General features: G+C 67.5%; 18 protein-coding genes. All 18 read left to right on the top strand.

Annotation, left to right across the window (positions count from 1 at the left end):
* Positions 1 to 231 precede the first annotated feature (231 nt).
* The 18 genes from rho (at position 232) to murA (ending at position 18412) form a co-directional block, all read left to right on the top strand.
* Positions 232 to 2271: a transcription termination factor Rho gene (gene rho / locus NNI01S_RS26195; protein ID WP_063022922.1), complete on the top strand. Its 2040-nt coding sequence runs from the start codon at positions 232 to 234 to the stop codon at positions 2269 to 2271.
* 752 nt (positions 2272 to 3023) lie between these two features.
* Positions 3024 to 3254, top strand: coding sequence for a 50S ribosomal protein L31 (gene rpmE / locus NNI01S_RS26190; protein WP_011207583.1), 231 nt, complete (start codon positions 3024 to 3026; stop codon positions 3252 to 3254).
* Positions 3255 to 3335: 81 nt separating this feature from the next.
* Positions 3336 to 4406, top strand: coding sequence for a peptide chain release factor 1 (prfA, locus tag NNI01S_RS26185; protein ID WP_063022919.1), 1071 nt, complete (start codon positions 3336 to 3338; stop codon positions 4404 to 4406).
* Between the two features lie 25 nt (positions 4407 to 4431).
* Positions 4432 to 5310 carry a peptide chain release factor N(5)-glutamine methyltransferase gene (gene prmC / locus NNI01S_RS26180; RefSeq protein ID WP_063022917.1) on the top strand — a complete coding sequence of 293 codons (879 nt, stop codon included), beginning with the start codon at positions 4432 to 4434 and terminating at the stop codon, positions 5308 to 5310.
* Positions 5311 to 5803: 493 nt separating this feature from the next.
* Positions 5804 to 6472, top strand: a complete 669-nt coding sequence (locus NNI01S_RS26175) for an L-threonylcarbamoyladenylate synthase (RefSeq protein ID WP_063023101.1) — start codon at positions 5804 to 5806, stop codon at positions 6470 to 6472.
* Positions 6469 to 7626, top strand: coding sequence for a glycosyltransferase family 4 protein (locus NNI01S_RS26170; RefSeq protein ID WP_063022915.1), 1158 nt, complete (start codon positions 6469 to 6471; stop codon positions 7624 to 7626). The genes NNI01S_RS26175 and NNI01S_RS26170 overlap by 4 nt, the downstream gene beginning before the upstream one ends.
* Before the next feature lie 11 nt (positions 7627 to 7637).
* The gene (locus NNI01S_RS26165; RefSeq protein ID WP_063022913.1) at positions 7638 to 8093 is read left to right on the top strand and encodes a Cg1360 family ATP-synthase-associated protein; all 456 of its coding nucleotides are present in this window, start codon (positions 7638 to 7640) and stop codon (positions 8091 to 8093) included.
* 289 nt (positions 8094 to 8382) lie between these two features.
* Entirely contained in the window at positions 8383 to 9210 is an 828-nt protein-coding gene (gene atpB, locus NNI01S_RS26160; RefSeq protein ID WP_157114988.1) for a F0F1 ATP synthase subunit A, read from the top strand.
* A 78-nt stretch (positions 9211 to 9288) separates the two neighbouring features.
* Complete coding sequence (locus tag NNI01S_RS26155; RefSeq protein ID WP_039796339.1) at positions 9289 to 9537, top strand: ATP synthase F0 subunit C; 249 nt, start codon at positions 9289 to 9291, stop codon at positions 9535 to 9537.
* 5 nt (positions 9538 to 9542) lie between these two features.
* Entirely contained in the window at positions 9543 to 10103 is a 561-nt protein-coding gene (locus tag NNI01S_RS26150; RefSeq protein WP_063022909.1) for a F0F1 ATP synthase subunit B, read from the top strand.
* Positions 10104 to 10122: 19 nt separating this feature from the next.
* Entirely contained in the window at positions 10123 to 10932 is an 810-nt protein-coding gene (locus NNI01S_RS26145; protein WP_063022907.1) for a F0F1 ATP synthase subunit delta, read from the top strand.
* 54 nt (positions 10933 to 10986) lie between these two features.
* Positions 10987 to 12624, top strand: a complete 1638-nt coding sequence (gene atpA / locus NNI01S_RS26140; protein ID WP_063022905.1) for a F0F1 ATP synthase subunit alpha — start codon at positions 10987 to 10989, stop codon at positions 12622 to 12624.
* A 126-nt stretch (positions 12625 to 12750) separates the two neighbouring features.
* The gene (locus tag NNI01S_RS26135; protein WP_063022903.1) at positions 12751 to 13722 is read left to right on the top strand and encodes a F0F1 ATP synthase subunit gamma; all 972 of its coding nucleotides are present in this window, start codon (positions 12751 to 12753) and stop codon (positions 13720 to 13722) included.
* A 79-nt stretch (positions 13723 to 13801) separates the two neighbouring features.
* Positions 13802 to 15250 carry a F0F1 ATP synthase subunit beta gene (gene atpD / locus NNI01S_RS26130; protein ID WP_063022901.1) on the top strand — a complete coding sequence of 483 codons (1449 nt, stop codon included), beginning with the start codon at positions 13802 to 13804 and terminating at the stop codon, positions 15248 to 15250.
* A gap of 6 nt (positions 15251 to 15256) precedes the next feature.
* The gene (locus NNI01S_RS26125) at positions 15257 to 15634 is read left to right on the top strand and encodes a F0F1 ATP synthase subunit epsilon (protein ID WP_063022899.1); all 378 of its coding nucleotides are present in this window, start codon (positions 15257 to 15259) and stop codon (positions 15632 to 15634) included.
* A gap of 247 nt (positions 15635 to 15881) precedes the next feature.
* Entirely contained in the window at positions 15882 to 16304 is a 423-nt protein-coding gene (locus NNI01S_RS26120; protein ID WP_063022897.1) for a DUF2550 domain-containing protein, read from the top strand.
* 50 nt (positions 16305 to 16354) lie between these two features.
* Entirely contained in the window at positions 16355 to 16936 is a 582-nt protein-coding gene (locus NNI01S_RS26115) for a cob(I)yrinic acid a,c-diamide adenosyltransferase (RefSeq protein ID WP_063022895.1), read from the top strand.
* A gap of 216 nt (positions 16937 to 17152) precedes the next feature.
* Positions 17153 to 18412 (top strand): UDP-N-acetylglucosamine 1-carboxyvinyltransferase, encoded by a 1260-nt coding sequence (gene murA / locus NNI01S_RS26110; RefSeq protein ID WP_063022893.1) that lies wholly within the window; start codon positions 17153 to 17155, stop codon positions 18410 to 18412.
* Positions 18413 to 18776 lie beyond the last annotated feature (364 nt).

Genomic DNA, 18776 nt, shown 5'->3' with positions numbered 1-18776 from the left:
CTCCAGCAGGCTCCAGGCTCGAGCCTCCAGGCCATGGGGGTGCTGCGTAGCTGCGCAACTGGAATGATCTCTCCCCACCTTTCACCAATGGTGGAGAAGCCGCCGGTCCGGCGGGGCAGGTGATACGGCACACAGCGCCCGGACGGACGCATCCCAGTCCGGCAGAATGCCCGGGCTGCGGGACGAACCCTCGAAACAGCACACGGCGATCGAGGGAAGGAAAGGATTTCCGTGACAGATACGGACCTGCTCGCGACACCCGGCGTGGAATCGAACCCGACGGGCGACCGCGAAAGTGAATCCGGACAGATTTCGAAGATGAGCGAACACACCGACGTCGCACGATCGGGGCTGACTGGAATGTTGTTGCCGCAGTTGCGCGCGCTTGCGGGGGAGCTCGGTATCCGAGGCACCTCCGGAATGCGCAAGGGCGATCTGATCGCCGCCATCAAGGAGAATCAGGCCGCTGGAAAGGCGGCGAAGGTGGAGAAGCCCGCCAAGGGCGAGACCAAGTCCGCGGCAACCGCCAAGGCCGATGCCCCCGCGAAGGCCGACATCCCCGCCAAGACCGCCGCTGCGGCGCAGCCGGCGCAGGCCAAGGCCGAGCAGGCGACCCTCGACGTGACGCCCGCGGCTTCGGCTGCGCCCGGCGAGGCTCCCGCCCCGGCGAAGACGGCCCCCGATTCCGCGACCGAGTCGGCGTCGGCGCAGGCCACCGAGACCACCGAGGAGTCCGGCCGGGAGAGCGGTCAGCGTGGCCGCGGCCGGCAGCGGCGCGGCCGTGACCAGGCGCGTTCCGCGAACGAGACCGCGCCCGCCGAGACTCGTTCCGACGAGTCGAAGCAGGATGCCGACCAGGGCGGCGAGCGCCGCCGCGAGCGCGGCCAGGGTGAGCGCGGCGAGCGTCAGGGTGAGCGCGGCGAACGCCAGGGTGAGCGTGGCGAGCGTCAGAGTGACCGCCAGGGCGAGCGTGGCCAGAGCCAGAACGGCAGCGCGGGCGGCCGTGGCGGGGACGACGAAGAGGGTGGTCGCGGACGGCGTGGACGCCGCTTCCGGGAACGCCGCCGGGGGCGTGACCGCGAGAGTGGCGGCGGCGAGACCCGCGAGCTGGAGATCCGCGAGGACGACGTCCTCCAGCCGGTCGCGGGCATCCTCGACGTGCTGGACAACTACGCCTTCGTCCGCACCTCGGGGTACCTGGCCGGGCCGAACGACGTCTACGTGTCGATGAACCTGGTCCGGAAGAACGGCCTGCGCCGTGGTGACGCGATCACCGGCGCGGTGCGCGCGCCACGCGACGGCGAACAGTCCAACCAGCGCCAGAAGTTCGATCCGCTGGTGCGGCTGGACACGGTCAACGGTGGCGACGTCGACGCGGCCAAGCGGCGTCCGGAGTTCGGCAAGCTCACGCCGCTGTACCCGAACCAGCGCCTGCGGCTGGAAACCCAGCCGAACAAGCTGACCACCCGGGTGATCGACCTGATCATGCCGATCGGCAAGGGGCAGCGCGCCCTGATCGTGTCGCCGCCGAAGGCCGGTAAGACCACGATCCTGCAGGACATCGCCAACGCGATCGCGACCAACAACCCCGAGTGCTACCTCATGGTGGTGCTGGTCGACGAGCGTCCGGAAGAGGTCACCGACATGCAGCGCTCGGTGAAGGGCGAGGTCATCGCCTCGACCTTCGACCGGCCGCCGTCGGACCACACCTCGGTCGCCGAACTCGCGATCGAGCGCGCCAAGCGTCTGGTGGAGATGGGCAAGGACGTCGTCGTGCTGCTCGACTCGATCACCCGCCTCGGGCGCGCGTACAACAACTCCTCGCCCGCTTCGGGCCGAATCCTTTCCGGTGGTGTGGATTCCACCGCGCTGTACCCGCCCAAGCGGTTCCTCGGCGCGGCGCGCAACATCGAGAACGGCGGCTCGCTGACGATCATCGCCACCGCGATGGTCGAGACGGGTTCCACCGGTGACACGGTGATCTTCGAGGAGTTCAAGGGCACCGGCAACGCCGAGCTCAAGCTGGACCGCAAGATCGCGGAGCGCCGCGTGTTCCCCGCGGTGGACGTCAACCCGTCCGGTACCCGTAAGGACGAGCTACTGCTCAGCCCCGACGAGGCGGCGGTACTGCACAAACTGCGCCGCGTACTGTCCGGCCTGGACTCGCACCAGGCGATCGATCTGCTGATCGACCGTCTGAAGAAGTCCAAGAACAACCTCGAGTTCTTGATGCAGGTGAGCAAGACCGCGCCGGGCGCGCTCGACGAATAGGGCTGTCCGCCTCTGCGGATATTCAGGCCGTACAGGTCCGGAGCCGCGAGAGTAACGCTCAGGGCCGGCGGCAAGCGCCTCGCTGGGTTCTGGGCGTGCCCGACGAGTTGCCCATCTGCTCGCGAAATCAGTTGTCGACAGGACAACGGCCGAGAGGGTCCCGCTGGTGCGGGACCCTCTCGGCGTTCGTGGGGTGAAGAAGACCAGTCCGATCGTGGCGGCGCCCCAGATAAGGACACCGAGGATCAGCGCACACGGCCCGGGATCGGGGGCGGCGTCGGGTTCGGAAGTCTGGCTGTACACGGCGTTCGCCGGGGGCGGATAATGCATGTCTTCGGGGAGCGCGGACAAACCGACGGCGACCGCGAGAGTCAGCAGAACGAGAATCGCGGACGCGATCCGAATGTTCACGGGGTCTCCTTCCTGTCTCGGCACGCCGACGTGCACCAGGTACGCAACTCTATGAACGAATCTGTTCGCATTCCTGAGTAGCGGACTACCCGACTTCAGAGTCCCGGAGGTGGCGCGGATTCGCGTGCCCGGACTTCCAGGGGCGCGAACGATGGGGGAGTAGTACCCGGGGCGGGAACAAACCGCGCGCCCGGGGCGTTTTGGGAGCGTAACGGCAGTTCTGGCATACTGAGCGGTCGTTGCGTCTGCTCAGTGAGCAGAGCTCCCGCCTAGTCGGTTCCGGTTCACGCTTCGCGCGCGTTGGCGCAGGCGACCCGGCGACCACAATCGAGAGGACATCCATGAAGGCAGGAATTCACCCGGCGTATGTCGACACCACGGTCGTCTGTGGTTGCGGCAACACCTTCCAGACTCGCAGCACCAAGGAGTCGGGACACATCACCGTCGAGGTCTGCTCGCAGTGCCACCCGTTCTACACCGGCAAGCAGAAGATCCTCGACACCGGTGGCCGTGTGGCCCGCTTCGAGGCCCGCTACGGCAAGCGTGCCGGCAAGAAAGCCGACGCGAAGTAGCTTCCTCGCCGACGCCCGGTCCTGCTGCGCAGGCCGGGCGTCGGTGTTTTGTATGGACAGGTACCAGGAGAAGGAAGCACCGTGACGCAACCGTCCGCCATCGACGACATTCTGGCCGAGTACGCGGGCCTGGAGACGCAGCTGGCCGATCCGTCGCTGCACAACGATGCGGGCGCCGCGCGCCGGGTCGGCAAGCGGTTCGCCGAGCTGGCCCCGGTTATGGCCACCTACCGCAAGCTCGAGACGGCCCGCGACGATCTGTCCGCCGCCGAGGAACTCGCCGCCGACGACGCCGCGTTCGCCGCGGAGATCCCGGAGCTGAAAAGCCAGGTCGAGGAGCTGGAGCAGGCGCTCGCCGACCTTCTGGCCCCCCGCGACCCGCACGACGGCGACGACGTCGTGCTGGAAGTGAAGTCCGGGGAGGGCGGCGAGGAGTCCGCGCTGTTCGCCGCCGATCTGGCCCGCATGTATGTGCGATACGCCGAGCGTCACGGCTGGAAGGTCGAGATCCTCGACGCGGCCCTGTCGGACCTGGGCGGTTACAAAGAGGCGACGCTGTCGATCAAGAGCCGCGACGCCGCGCGCGACGGTGTCTGGTCGCGCTTCAAGTTCGAAGGCGGCGTGCACCGGGTGCAGCGCGTCCCGGTGACCGAATCGCAGGGCCGCATCCACACCTCGGCGGCCGGCGTGTTGATCTACCCGGAGCCCGACGAGATCGAAGAGGTGCAGATCGACGAGTCGGATCTGCGTATCGACGTCTACCGCTCCTCCGGCAAGGGCGGACAGGGCGTCAACACCACCGACTCCGCGGTGCGCATCACCCATCTGCCCTCCGGCATCGTGGTCACCTGCCAGAACGAGCGCTCCCAGCTGCAGAACAAGGCCCGTGCCATGCAGGTGCTCGCGGCGCGCTTGCAGGCGCTGGCGGAAGAGCAGGCCGATCAGGAGGCGGCGGCGGGCCGCGCCAGCCAGATCCGCACGGTGGACCGATCCGAGCGGATCCGCACCTACAACTTCCCGGAGAACCGCATCACCGACCACCGGATCGGTTTCAAGGCGCACAACCTCGACTCCGTGCTGGACGGGGACCTCGACGCGCTGCTGGACGCGCTGGGGAAGGCGGATCGCGAAGCACGTATGGCCGCGGAATGATCATCTTTCGGGCAGAGTCGGTGCCATGTCTAGCACCCGAGCCGCGCTGCGCCCCGTCATCAACGACGCCATCGAGACGTTACGGATCGCCGGTGTGCACAGTCCGCAGGCCGACGCCGAGCACTTGGCCGCGCACGTCCTCGGTGTGGAGCGGACCCGGCTGGCGCTGAGCCCCCTCGTGCCGCCGGACAAGCTGGACGAGTTCCGCGAACTGGTCGCCCGCCGGGCGGAGCGAATCCCGTTGCAGCACTTGACCGGAACGGCCGTGATGGGCGCGCTCGACCTCGCGGTCGGCCCCGGCGTCTTCGTGCCGCGCCCGGAGACCGAGTTGCTGTACGCGTGGGCGCTGGCGCAGTTGGAGGCGCTGCCGCACGATCACGCGCCGATCGTCGTCGATCTGTGCACCGGGTCGGGAGCCCTCGCCCTCGCCCTCGCCCACGCGCGCCCCGACGCCGAAGTGCACGCCGTCGAACTCGACCCCGCGGCGCTGGGCTGGGCCCGGCGCAACGCCGACGACCGCATCGCCGCGGGCGACACCCCTCTCACGCTCTACGCCGACGATGCCACCGATCCCGCTCTGCTCACCGACCTGAACGGCCGGGTGGACGTCGTCGTGTCCAACCCGCCCTACATTCCGGAGGGCGCCCGCCTCGACCCAGAGGTAGCCGAGCACGACCCGTCCGTCGCCCTGTTCGGCGGCCCGGACGGGCTGTCCGTCATCCGCGGGATGATCCCGAACATCGCCAGGCTGCTGCGCCCCGGCGGCGCGACCGCCATCGAGCACGACGACACCAACGGCTCCGGCGTCGCCGCCCTCCTCGCCGCCACCGGCGTCTTCACCGACGTCGTCGAACACCCGGACCTGGCAGGCAAACCCCGCTTCGTCGCCGCCACCCACACCTGACCCGCGCTTCGCCCGCTGTCGCCGGATCGCACCGGAATCGGCGCCTACGCTGCTACCGGCCGCTGCGTCCGCGCGGGACGGCCTGGACCGGCAGCACGCGTGTGGGCCGGTGGCGCTCGTGTGGGGCAAGTCGCGCCTCTTCTCCTGGGCTCGGAGCCCGACCGCATCCGAGCGTCTCGCGCACGTCGGCGGCGTTGCACTTGCCCATACGAGCCGTGCGGCCGACCGAACGCGAGGAGTGCGCACTCATCCCGACGGACTCGCGGCCCGGCACGCCTCGGGGCCGCACTGATCCATCCACAGCGGCCGGATCAGGGGTGCGGCGACCGCCGCACCCCACGTGACGACTGATTTCGCGAGCACATGGGTAACGCCTCGGGCACGCCCAGAACTCACCTGGCACCGAACGCGCGACCTGAACGCGAATCCCATCTCACCCCACTAATACGGCCTGAATACCCGGAGAGGCGGTCCAGATGCCAGGATGGTTGCCGTGAGTACCGTCTACGACTGCGCGGATCCCGACTCGCGCGCCGCCGGACTGTCCGCAGCCACCAGCGCCCTGAAATCCGGACGGTTGGTCGTGCTGCCCACCGACACCCTGTACGGGCTGGCCGCCGACGCGTTCGATTCCACCGCGGTGAGTTCGCTGCTCGCGGCCAAGCGCCGCGGCCGGGACATGCCCGTGCCGGTGCTCGTCGGTTCCTGGCACACCATCGACGGCCTGGTGTTCTCGGTGCGGCCGCAGGCGCGCGAGCTGATCCGGGCGTTCTGGCCCGGCGGTCTGAGTCTCGTTGTGCAGCAAGCGCCTTCGCTCGCCTGGGATCTCGGTGACACCCGTGGGACGGTGATGCTGCGGATGCCGCTGCATCCGGTCGCCCTCGAATTGCTGCGCGAGGTGGGTCCGCTGGCGGTGTCCAGCGCCAACGTTTCCGGGCAGCCGCCGGCGAAGACCGCGGCCGAGGCCCGCGACCAGCTCGGTGAGCTGGTCGGCGTCTATCTCGACGGCGGCCCGGCCGAGCACGCGGTGGCCTCCACCATCGTCGACCTGACCGCCGACCAGCCGCGCATCCTGCGCGTGGGCGCGGTGCCCGTCGCCGACATCGCCGAGGTGCTCGGCATGTCGCCGGAAGCGCTCAGCGGCGCCGCGCAGCTCGGATGATGGGTTCGAGCGCTGTCGTACCGCTCCGGGAGCTGCTCGTCGTGCTGCTCATCTCGGCGGTGGTGACGTTCCTGGCCACCGGCGGGGTGCGGGTGCTGGCGATCGGCTTCGGCGCGGTCGCCGTGCCGCGTGACCGGGACGTGCACGTCAAGCCGATTCCGCGGATGGGCGGCGTCGGCATGTACATCGGGGTGGTGGCCGCGGTGTTGTTCGCCCATCAGCTGCCCGCGCTGCGCAGCGGCTTCGATTACAAACCCAACATCCCGATCGCCGTGCTGGTGGCCGCCACGGTCATCGTGCTGGTCGGCATCGTGGACGACCGCTGGGGCCTGGACGCGCTGACGAAGTTCGCGGGCCAGGTGACGGCGGCGGGGGTGATGGCCGTCATGGGATTGGGCTGGTACGTCATCTACAACCCGTTCAGCAACACCACGGTCGTGCTGGACGGATTGCAGGGCGGACTGGTCACGGTCGCGGTCACCGTCACTCTGGTGAACGCCATGAACTTCGTCGACGGCCTCGACGGCCTCGCGGCGGGCCTGGGCTTGATCGCGGCGCTGGCCGTGTTCGTGTTCTGCCTGGGCCTGATGAACGAGCAGGGCGGCTCGGTGGACACCTATCCGCCTGCGCTGCTGGCCGCCGCGCTCGCGGGCGGATGCCTCGGCTTCCTGCCGCACAATTTCCAGCCCGCGCGCATATTCATGGGCGACTCCGGCTCGATGCTGATCGGATTGATGCTGGCCGCGGTGTCGACCGGCGCTTCGGGCCGAATCCCGCTGCAGGGCTACGGCCCGCGCGACATCGTCGGTCTGCTCTCCCCGCTGTTGCTGGTCGGCGCGGTGATGTTCATTCCGGTGCTCGACCTGTTGCTCGCCATTGTGCGCCGGGTTCGCGCGGGCGTGAGTTTCTCGACGCCGGACAAAATGCACTTGCATCATCGCTTGCTGCAGATCGGTCATTCGCACCGCCGCGTGGTGCTGTTGATCTATTTGTGGGTGGGTGTGCTCGCCTTCGGCGCGGTCGGCACCTCGCTGATGGATCGCAGGCTGGTCGTGTTGCTGATGGCGGGCGGGCTGGTCTTCGCGCTGGTGATCACCGCCATCCCGGGGCTACGGCGTGGGGACCCGGCGGGCGACGGATCGGCGTCCGGGTAAAGTCGGCGGCTGTGAGCTTCACCCCCGAACCCGTCCCCGGCCCGGACGCGCCGCTGCGCGCCGCGCTGCGCTACGGACTGATCGGCCTGGGCGTGCTGGTGGTCCTGGCCGTGGCGCTCGGCGCCGCCGTCTCGGGTGTCGCCGGTGTGTGGGGTGCGATCCTGGGCGCCGCGATCGGCGGCGGCTTCATCCTGACCACCGCCGCCGTCGTGCTGTTCGGCGCGAAACTGCCGCCGAGCACCGCTGGTCTGGTCATGCTGGTCAGTTGGGTGCTCAAGCTCCTGGTGGCGCTGATCGTCGTCGCGATCCTCCAGCGGTTCGATTTCTACGATCGGGTCGTCCTGTTCCTCACCGTGGTCGGCGCCTTGATCATCGTGCTCGGCGCGGAGACGTACGGCGTTGTCCGCCAGAAGGTTCCGTACGTGACGACGACCGACTCGGAGTCCGCGTCCGGTACTCGGGAGTAACGAAAACCCCCACCCCCTACACGCTGTCGTAGATGACTTGGTAAAGTATTGGTAAGCAAGCGACCAAGTCGGGGATCAGTGAGGGGTCACCGCCGAGATCCCCTGCATGGGCCGCTATGCTTACTGCCGTGCCGGGCTCCGAGGGGTGTTCCGGTTCTGCATGTCGACGAATGTCGCCGACACACGTACAGACGCCTGGTGGATTCGAACCACCGCACAGCTGCTGACGAACTTCGAGCCGACCTGAGTCGACCCAAATTGATCGTCAATGTCCGATCGAACCGCGGGAATGACCGTACCCGCGGCCCGAACACGGGAGAGAACGCTGAGCGTCACCACTCTGGCGGCCGAGTTCCATGCGCCGTCGCTTACCGACTTCTTCCCTCCAGCTGTGCTGTTCGAGGGAACGCCGTTCGAACTCGATCGATTGATGCTGATCCGCATTCTGATGACGGCCGTTCTCGTCGTCGTGATGGTGCTGGCATTCCGCTCGCCCCGGCTCGTTCCGCGCGGTCTGCAGAATGTCGCCGAAATCGGCCTGGTCTTCGTCAAGGAGCAGATCTGTGACGAGGTCCTCGGCAAGGAATCGGGACGGAAGTTCTTCCCGCTGATCGCGACGATCTTCTTCACGGTCCTCTTTCTGAACTTCTCGGGTGTCGTGCCGGGGTTGAACATCTCCTCGAACGCCCGAATCGGCATGCCGCTGGTGCTGGCCGTCATCGCGTACCTGACGTTCAACTACGTCGGTATCAGGAAGTACGGATTCCTCAACTACATGCGCAGCAGCATCGTCGTTCCGAACGTTCCCGCCGCACTGCACGTGCTGCTGATTCCGATCGAGTTCGTCTCCACCTTCATCCTGCGCCCGTTCACGCTGACCGTCCGACTCATGGCGAACATGCTGGCCGGCCACATCATGCTGGTGCTGTTCTTCAGCGCGACCTGGTTCTTCCTGTTCGACGCCGCCGCGTGGATGAAGGTGTTCTCGCCGTTCTCGCTGCTCGCGGGACTCGGTTTCACGCTCTTCGAGCTGTTGGTCATCTTCCTGCAGGCCTACGTGTTTGCGCTGCTGACCGCCGTATACATCGGACTCGCGCAGCACGCGGCCGATCACTGACCTGACCGACACAAATACCGGAAACCTGCTACACCACGCCGACCGGCGGGTGAGCAACAGAAAGGGAATGGAAGACTCATGAGCCTCGCTTACCTGGCCCAGGAAGCCGCCACGAACGAGAGCACCTTCAAGGGCCTGGGCGCCGTCGGCTACGGTCTCGCCGCGATCGGCCCCGGCATCGGCGTCGGCATCGTCGTCGGTAAGGCCATCGAGGGCATCGCGCGTCAGCCTGAGCTGCAGGGCACCATCCGTACCAACATGTTCCTCGGTATCGCGTTCACCGAGGCGCTGGCCCTCATCGGTCTCGTCGCCGGCTTCATTTTCTGATTCCGATGTACGAGTCAGTTTTGCTCGCGGCGGCGGAGGGAGAGGATGTGAATCCTCTCGTCCCCGAAACGTACGACATCATCTGGTCGATCGTCTGCGTCATCATCATCGGGTTCTTGTTCTACAAGTACGTGATCCCGCGCCTGATGAAGACGCTCGACGAGCGTTCCGAGAAGATCGAAGGCGGCATCGCTCGCGCGGAAGCCGCGCAGGAAGAAGCTCAGCTCACCCTGCAGCAGTACCAGCAGCAGCTGGCCGACGCCCGGCTCGAGGCGGCGCGTATCCGCGAGGACGCGCGCACCCAGGGCCAGGAGATCCTCGCGCAGATGCGCTCGGAGGCCCAGGCCGAGGCCGACCGCATCATCGCGGCGGGCCACACCCAGCTGGAAGCCCAGCGCCAGCAGATCCTGACCGAGCTGCGCCACGAAGTCGGCCGCACGGCCGTCGACCTGGCCGAGAAGATCATCGGGCAGTCGGTGTCCGACGAGGCCAAGCAAGCGGCCTCGATCGACCGGTTCCTCGACGAGCTCGACCAGACCGACGCAGGCATCGGGGTCGGAAGGTAACGACGCGAAAGTGAGAAGCATGTACGCAGCGAGCCGCGAGGCCAGTGCCCGGTCTCGGGAGGCGCTTCGGGCCGCTCTGACCGGAAGCGACAGTGCTGCGGCCACGACGGGCTCGGAACTGTTCGCCGTTGTCGCCGTGCTGGACGACCAGCGTTCGCTGCGTGTCGCGCTCGCGGACGTGTCGGTGCCGGGTTCCGCGCGTGCGGAACTCTGCGAGCGGGTCTTCGGCGGCAAGGTCAGCGCTGCCACGCTGGCAGTGCTGACCACCGCGGTGGCCGAGAACTGGTCGCGCACTTCCGATTTGGTGGACACCCTGGTGCTGCTCGGTCAGGAGGCGCTGCTGGAGTCGGCGGCCCAGCGTGGCCGGATCGAGGCGGTCGAGGACGAACTGTTCCGGCTCGGCCGGATCATCGGCGACAACCCCGACTTGGAGCAGGCGCTGTCGGATCGGTCGCAGCAGGCTTCGGCCAAGGCCGAACTGATCCAGCGACTGCTCACAGGCAAGACGGAGCCCATCACCCTGACCCTGGCGGAGCAGGTGGTGACCAGGCAGCGGTCGGGCATCAGCGCCGCCTTCGACGAGCTGTCCGACCTCGCGGCGGCGCGCCGCGATCAGATCGTCGCGCACGTGCGCGCCGCGATCGGGCTCACCGAGCAGCAGCGCGACCGGCTGGCCGCCTCGCTGCGGCGCATCTACGGCAAGGCGACCACGGTGCACATCCAGGTCGACCCGAGTCTGCTGAGCGGAGTCGTGGTGCGCGTCGGTGACGACGTGATCGACGGCAGCGCCATCGGCCGACTGGAGAAGATGCGCCGGGCCCTCACCTAGCGCGCTTCCACCACCCCCGACATTCCAGACCCAGACAGCGAGAGCAGGAAGAACATGGCGGAGCTGACGATCTCCTCCGACGAGATCCGTAGCGCGATCGAGAGCTACACCAAGAGCTACACCCCCGAGACCTCCATCGAAGAAGTCGGTGTGGTCACCGACACCAGTGACGGCATCGCGCACGTCAGCGGCCTGCCTTCGGCGATGGCCAACGAGCTGCTCGAGTTCCCGGGCGGCGTGCTCGGCGTCGCGCTGAACCTCGAGGACCGTGAGATCGGTGCGGTCATCCTCGGCGAGTTCGCCGAGATCGAGGAGGGCCAGGAGGTCCGCCGGACCGGTGACGTGCTCTCGGTTCCGGTCGGCGACAAGTTCCTCGGCCGCGTGGTGAACCCGCTGGGCCAGCCGATCGACGGCCTCGGCGAGATCGAGTCCGAGGAACAGCGCGTGCTCGAGCTGCAGGCCGCGACGGTGCTGGAGCGCCAGCCGGTCGAGGAGCCGCTGGCCACCGGCATCACCGCGATCGACGCGCTGACCGCCATCGGCCGCGGCCAGCGTCAGCTGATCATCGGCGACCGCAAGACCGGCAAGACCGCGGTCTGCATCGACGCGATCCTGAACCAGAAGGCCAACTGGGAGACCGGCGACCCGGCCAAGCAGGTGCGCTGCATCTACGTCGCCATCGGCCAGAAGGGCTCCACCATCGCGGGCGTGAAGGCGGCGCTGGAGCAGCACGGCGCGCTGGAGTACACCACCATCGTCGCAGCCCCGGCCTCCGACTCCGCCGGCTTCAAGTGGCTGGCCCCCTACACCGGTTCGGCCCTCGGCCAGCACTGGATGTACCAGGGCAAGCACGTGCTCATCGTGTTCGACGACCTGACCAAGCAGGCCGAGGCCTACCGCGCCATCTCGCTGCTGCTGCGTCGCCCGCCGGGCCGCGAGGCCTACCCCGGTGACGTCTTCTACCTGCACTCCCGGCTGCTGGAGCGCTGCGCGAAGCTGTCCGACGAGTTGGGCGCGGGTTCGATGACCGGTCTGCCGATCATCGAGACCAAGGCCAACGACATCTCGGCGTTCATCCCCACCAACGTCATCTCCATCACCGACGGCCAGGTGTTCCTCGAGTCCGACCTGTTCAACAAGGGCGTCCGCCCGGCGATCAACGTCGGTACCTCGGTCTCCCGCGTCGGTGGCGCCGCCCAGACCAAGGGCATGAAGAAGGTGGCCGGTTCGCTGCGTCTGGAGCTGGCGCAGTACCGCGAGCTGGAGGCGTTCTCCGCGTTCGCCTCCGACCTGGACGCGGCCTCGCTGGCCCAGCTCGAGCGCGGCGCCCGCTGGGTCGAGCTGCTCAAGCAGGACCAGTACTCGCCGGTGCCGGTCGAGGACCAGATCATCTCGATCTACCTGGTGGACCGTGGCCACTTCGACTCGATCCCGGTCGCCGACATCCGCCGCTTCAACGCCGAACTGCTCGAGGATCTGCACCGCAGCGCCGCCGACGCGTTCAAGGCGATCGAGGGCGGCAAGGTGCTCGACGGCGAGGCGGCCGAGCAGATCGAGGCAGCGACCAAGAAGTTCCTCGGCACCTTCCTCACCTCCGACGGCACCCCCGTGGTGAACGAGGCCGAGGCGGGCCAGCTCGACCACGAAGAGGTCGAGTCGCTGTCGGTGACTCGCAAGCACGTCGAGAAGTAACGCGAGCCGGCAAATGCGCTATTCGATCCGCGGCATGCGCGACGGGCACGAGGGTGGAAGCAACCACCTCGTGCCCGGCGGATGCCGCCCATCCCACGCAGCGAACGAAGGGAGTGTGAACCGCTGATGGCAAGCTTGCGTGAATTGCGCTCCCGCATTCGTGGTGTGAATTCGATCAAGAAGATCACCAAGGCCCAAGAGCTGATCGCGACCTCGCGTATCTCCAAGGCACAGGCCAGGGTCGCGGCCGCGAAGCCGTACGCGGAGGAGATCACCAAGGTCCTCAGCGAGCTGGCGAGCGCGTCGAAGAACCTGTCGCATCCGCTGCTGACCGAGCGCCCCAACCCGCGCCGGGCGGCCGTGCTGGTGATCACAAGTGACAGCGGCATGTGCGGTGGCTACAACTCCAACGTGCTCAAGCGCGCCGAAGAGCTGATGACCACCCTGCGTGACGAGGGCAAGGAGCCGGTGCTCTACGTCATGGGCAACAAGGGCCTGACGTACTACGCCTTCCGCAACCGCTCGTACGTGTCGGCCTGGACCGGGTTCTCGCAGCAGCCGAAGTACACCGATGCTTCGTCCGCCTGCCACCACCTGGTCGACGCCTTCATGGCCGGCTCCGACGGGGCGGTGCCCGCGCCGAACGGGACGGGTGACATCGCCGGTGTCGATGAGCTGCACGTCGTGTACACCCGCTTCGTCTCGATGCTGACGCAGACGCCGGAGGTGCGCCGGTTGGCGCCGATCCAGGTGAGCTACGTCGACGAGAATTTCGACCTGGGTGAGGACATCGTGTCGGATTCGCCGACCGCGGACGTCCACGCGCAGTACGAGTTCGAGCCCGACGCCGATGTGCTGCTGGCGGCGCTGCTGCCGAAGTACGTCAACACGCGCATCTACGCGTCGTTGCTCGAGGCAGCGGCATCCGAGTCAGCGGCTCGGCGCACCGCAATGAAGGCCGCCACCGACAACGCCAACGAGCTCGCGAGCGTGCTCCAGCGCGAGGCGAACTCGGTGCGCCAGGCCCAGATCACGCAGGAAATCAGCGAAATCGTCGGCGGCGTGAACGCGCTGGCGTCGAGCTCGGACCGCGACTGAGCGCCACACGCGGCCTGAGCGACGGGCACGTAGTAAGGCCCCCGAAGGCCGCACATCGACACGGAGAGAACCAACACCAATGACCGCAGCTGTCACTCAAGACAACACGAGCCGGACCGGCGGCGCCGCAGGCCGCGTCGTCCGGGTCATCGGCCCCGTCGTGGACGTCGAGTTCCCGCGCGGAGCCATCCCCGAGCTGTTCAACGCTCTGCACGCCGAGATCACCCTGACCTCGGTGGCCAAGACCCTGACCCTCGAGGTCGCCCAGCACCTCGGCGACAACATCGTGCGCACCATCTCGATGCAGCCGACCGACGGCCTGGTCCGCGGCGCCACCGTCACCGACACCGGCAAGCCGATCTCGGTGCCGGTCGGTGACGTCGTCAAGGGCCACGTCTTCAACGCGCTCGGCGACTGTCTGGACACCCCCGGCCTCGGCCGCGAGGGCGAGCAGTGGGGCATCCACCGCAAGCCACCGTCGTTCGACCAGCTCGAGGGCAAGACCGAGATCCTGGAGACGGGCATCAAGGTCATCGACCTGCTCACCCCGTACGTGAAGGGTGGCAAGATCGGTCTGTTCGGTGGCGCCGGCGTCGGCAAGACCGTTCTGATCCAGGAGATGATCACCCGTATCGCGCGGGAGTTCTCCGGTACCTCCGTGTTCGCCGGCGTCGGCGAGCGCACCCGTGAGGGCACCGACCTGCGCCTGGAGATGGAGGAGATGGGCGTCCTCCAGGACACCGCCCTCGTCTTCGGCCAGATGGACGAGCCGCCGGGCACCCGTATGCGCGTCGCTCTCTCGGCCCTGACGATGGCCGAGTACTTCCGCGACGTGCAGCACCAGGACGTGCTGCTGTTCATCGACAACATCTTCCGGTTCACCCAGGCCGGTTCCGAGGTGTCGACCCTGCTCGGCCGCATGCCCTCCGCTGTCGGTTACCAGCCCACGCTGGCCGACGAGATGGGTGAGCTGCAGGAGCGCATCACCTCGACCCGCGGCCGGTCCATCACCTCGCTGCAGGCCATCTACGTGCCCGCGGACGACTACACCGACCCGGCTCCGGCGACCACCTTCGCCCACCTCGACGCGACGACCGAGCTCTCCCGCCCGATCTCGCAGAAGGGCATCTACCCGGCCGTCGACCCGCTGACCTCGACCTCCCGCATCCTGGAGGCCTCGATCGTCGGCGACCGGCACTTCCGGGTGGCCAACGAGGTGAAGCGGATCCTGCAGAAGTACAAGGAACTGCAGGACATCATCGCCATCCTCGGTATGGACGAGCTCTCCGAAGAGGACAAGGTCCTCGTCGGCCGCGCGCGCCGCCTGGAGAAGTTCCTCGGTCAGAACTTCATCGTGGCCGAGAAGTTCACCGGTCAGCCGGGTTCGGTCGTGCCGCTGGAGCAGACCATCGACGACTTCGATCGCGTCTGCAAGGGTGAGTTCGACAGCTACCCCGAGCAGGCCTTCAACAGCTGCGGTGGTCTCGACGACGTCGAGAAGGCCGCCAAGAAGATCCTCGGGAAGTAGTCACCGATGGCGGAAATGTCAGTCGATCTCGTCGCGGTCGAACGTCTGCTCTGGTCCGGCCAGGCGACGTTCGTCAGCGCGCAGACCACGGAGGGCCAGATCGGCATCATGGCCGGCCACGAGCCGCTGCTCGGCCAGCTGGTCGAGGGCGGCACCGTGACGATCGTGGATACCGACGGTCAGCGGGTCGTCGCCGCGGTGCACGGCGGCTTCTTCTCGGTGACCGCCAACTCGGTCCGGGTCCTGGCCGAGTCGGCGGAATTCGCCGACGAGGTGGACGTCGAGGAGGCCCGCCGGGTGCTGGCCGACTCCGACGCCAGCGAAGAGCAGCAGCGCGCGGCTCAGGCTCGGGTGCGCGCGGTCGAGCAGACCGCGAGCGCGTAATCCACAACCTGTCATCGAGAACAACTGCTGTCGGCGGTGAAGCTTCCTTCACCGCCGACAGCGTCTTTCAGGCGAGTCGGACACGGCCGGGCCATTTGTAAACTCGGGGCCGTGATTGAATGGCCGCACGCGATGTGCGGATCGGGCTCGGAGGCGCAAGCCTGAAGAGCCGGTCCACATCGCCGATCGGATGCCGTGTGCACGACACGGCGGCGGAGCGAAGGGACGAACGGCATTGCAGACCGGGATGGTTCTCCTGATCATTCTGGTGCTCACGCTCGTGTTCCTCGCGCTCGCCTCGACTTATCGCCTGATCATGTTGCGGCGCGGCGGAACTGCCGCGCTCCTGCGTGTGCTTCCCGCTCGCGGCGGCCAGGGGTGGCGGCACGGATTGATGCGCTACGACGAGGATCGTCTCGTCTTCTTCAAACTCACCAGCCTCAAACTCGGTCCGGATTCCACCATTCGGCGTCAGGGCATCGAGATCGGTGATCGCCGCGGACCGCGCGGCGACGAGTTCGACATCATGACCGACGACATCGCCGTGATCGCGGTGTCGGACCGGGCGGGCGACTTCGAACTGGCGCTGGACCGGGACTCACTGACCGCCTTTCTCTCCTGGGTGGAATCCCGCCCGTCCGACCGCACCCGCCGGATGCCGGGCCTGTAGTACCACACGGGCCGACGGCTCGGTCCGGACGCGCCAGCTAGGGTTGTGCTGTGAGCGTGCATTTGACCCGGATCTACACCCGGACCGGCGACGACGGGACCACGGGATTGAGCGACTTCTCCCGGGTCGCGAAGACCGACCCACGCTTGGTCGCCTACGCCGACTGCGATGAGACGAACGCCGCCATCGGCGTGGCGATCGCCCTCGGTGGGCCGGACGAAACGATGCTCACCGTGCTGCGGCAGATACAGAACGATCTGTTCGACGCCGGGGCCGACCTCTCCACACCCGTCGTGGCCGAGCCCAAGTATCCGCCGCTGCGGGTCACCCAGCCTTACATCGACCGGCTCGAGGCATGGTGCGACGAGTTCAACGCGGGCCTGCCCGCGCTCGATTCGTTCATTCTCCCGGGCGGTACGCCCTTGGCGGCATTGCTGCATACCGCCCGCACGGTCGCTCGGCGCGCGGAGCGTTCGGCTTGGGCCGCGATCGAGACGCATCCGGAGGACACGAACGTCTTGCCGGCCAAGTATCTCAATCGCCTCTCCGACCTGCTGTTCATCCTGAGCCGGGCGGCCAATCCCGGCGGCGATATCCTGTGGAAACCCGGCGGAGAACGGCCGAGTGCCTGATCGACGGGCTACGCCGGGCGAGTACCCGAGCGATCACGGGGTATGGCCAGCAGGGTGACGGGGTCACCTCGTCCACCGCAGAACGCCCATCCCGCGGCACTCGCTCCAACGGCGAAAACGTCCGGAGGCGAGGGGAGTCGTGGAGAGGCGGCACCGCAGTGCGCCGTCCCAAACTATCCTTGCACCAACAGTGCGCCGAATACGCGGAGAGGCGGCATGGAACGGTTTTTGGTTACCGGCGGAAATCGACTCGTCGGTGAGGTCACGGTGGGGGGCGCCAAGAACAGCGTCCTCAAACTGATGGCCGCTGCGCTGCTCGCCGAGGGCACCACCACGATCACGAACTGCCCGGACATCCTCGACGTGCCGCTGATGGGCGATGTGCTGCGCGGCCTCGGCTGCGACGTGACCATCGACGGCGGGGCGGTCACCATCACCACGCCCGCCGAACCGAAGTACCACGCGGACTTCCCCGCGGTGACGCAGTTCCGCGCTTCGGTGTGCGTGCTCGGCCCGCTGATGGCTCGGTGCAAGCGAGCCGTCGTCGCGTTGCCCGGCGGTGACGCCATCGGCTCCCGCCCGCTCGACATGCACCAGGCCGGTCTTCGCCTGCTCGGCGCGACCAGCGAGATCGAGCACGGTTGCGTGGTGGCCAGGGCCGACGAATTGCAAGGCGCACGGATCCGCCTCGACTTCCCCTCGGTCGGCGCGACCGAGAACATCCTCATGGCGGCGGTGCTCGCCGAGGGCGAGACGGTGATCGACAACGCCGCGCGCGAACCCGACATCGTCGACCTGTGCAACATGCTCGTCCGGATGGGCGCGCGGATCAGTGGTGCGGGCACCTCGGTGCTCACGATTCAGGGGGTTGAGCGCCTCGCGCCGACCACCCACCGCGTGATCGGTGACCGCATCGTCGCGGCGACGTGGGGCATCGCGGCCGCGATGACCCTCGGGGACATCCGCGTCACGGGCGTGAACCCCAAGCATCTGTCGCTGGTGCTGGACAAGCTGCGGTCGGCCGGCGCGCGCATCTCGTTCGAGCAGGACGGCTTCCGCGTGGTCCAGGCCGAGCGCCCGCGCGCGGTGAACTTCTCGACGCTGCCGTTCCCCGGTTTCCCGACGGACCTCCAGCCGATGGCCATCGGCCTGGCGGCCATCGCGGACGGCACCTCGATGATCACCGAGAACATCTTCGAGGCGCGCTTCCGGTTCGTCGAGGAGATGATCCGGCTCGGCGCCGACGCGCGGACCGACGGGCACCACGCGGTGGTGCGCGGCATCCCCCGGTTGTCGAGCGCTCCGGTGTGGTCGTCGGATATCCGGGCCGGCGCGGGTCTGGTCCTCGCGGGCTTGGTCGCCGACGGAACCACCGAAGTACACGACGTCTTCCATATCGATCGCGGGTATCCGAATTTCGTCGAGCAGCTGCAGGCGCTGGGTGGCGATGTAACGCGCGTCGGTGTCACGGATTGAGGGCTGCGGCGTACATGTCGGCGGCAAGCGACAAACGTGTTCCTGAAAATGTGTGCTGACCAGGCGATTTGACATGGTGCACGCAGACACGTAACTTATTCCAAGTCAGAGCGACACGGACACCGACCCGGGGCCCAGGAGCTGAGCGGAAACGCTGAGTGAGAGGCCAGGGAAACGAGGTAGGACGAGGAGCGCCTGACGATCACACTAGCTCGAACGCGACCCTGGTTTGCAACCGGGTTCACGGCTGAGCTAAGCTGGAAAAGTTGCTTCACCGATCAATCGGCTCAGACCGGGCGATGGTGTGTGCGTGTGTTCTTTGAGAACTCAATAGTGTGTCGATGAATGTCAGTGCCAAATATTT

This window comes from Nocardia niwae NBRC 108934 = DSM 45340 (assembly GCF_001613465.1).
Classification (GTDB): domain Bacteria; phylum Actinomycetota; class Actinomycetes; order Mycobacteriales; family Mycobacteriaceae; genus Nocardia; species Nocardia niwae.
The sequence above is the reverse complement of the archived record's forward strand: the minus strand, read 5'-3'. Positions and strand labels throughout refer to the sequence as shown.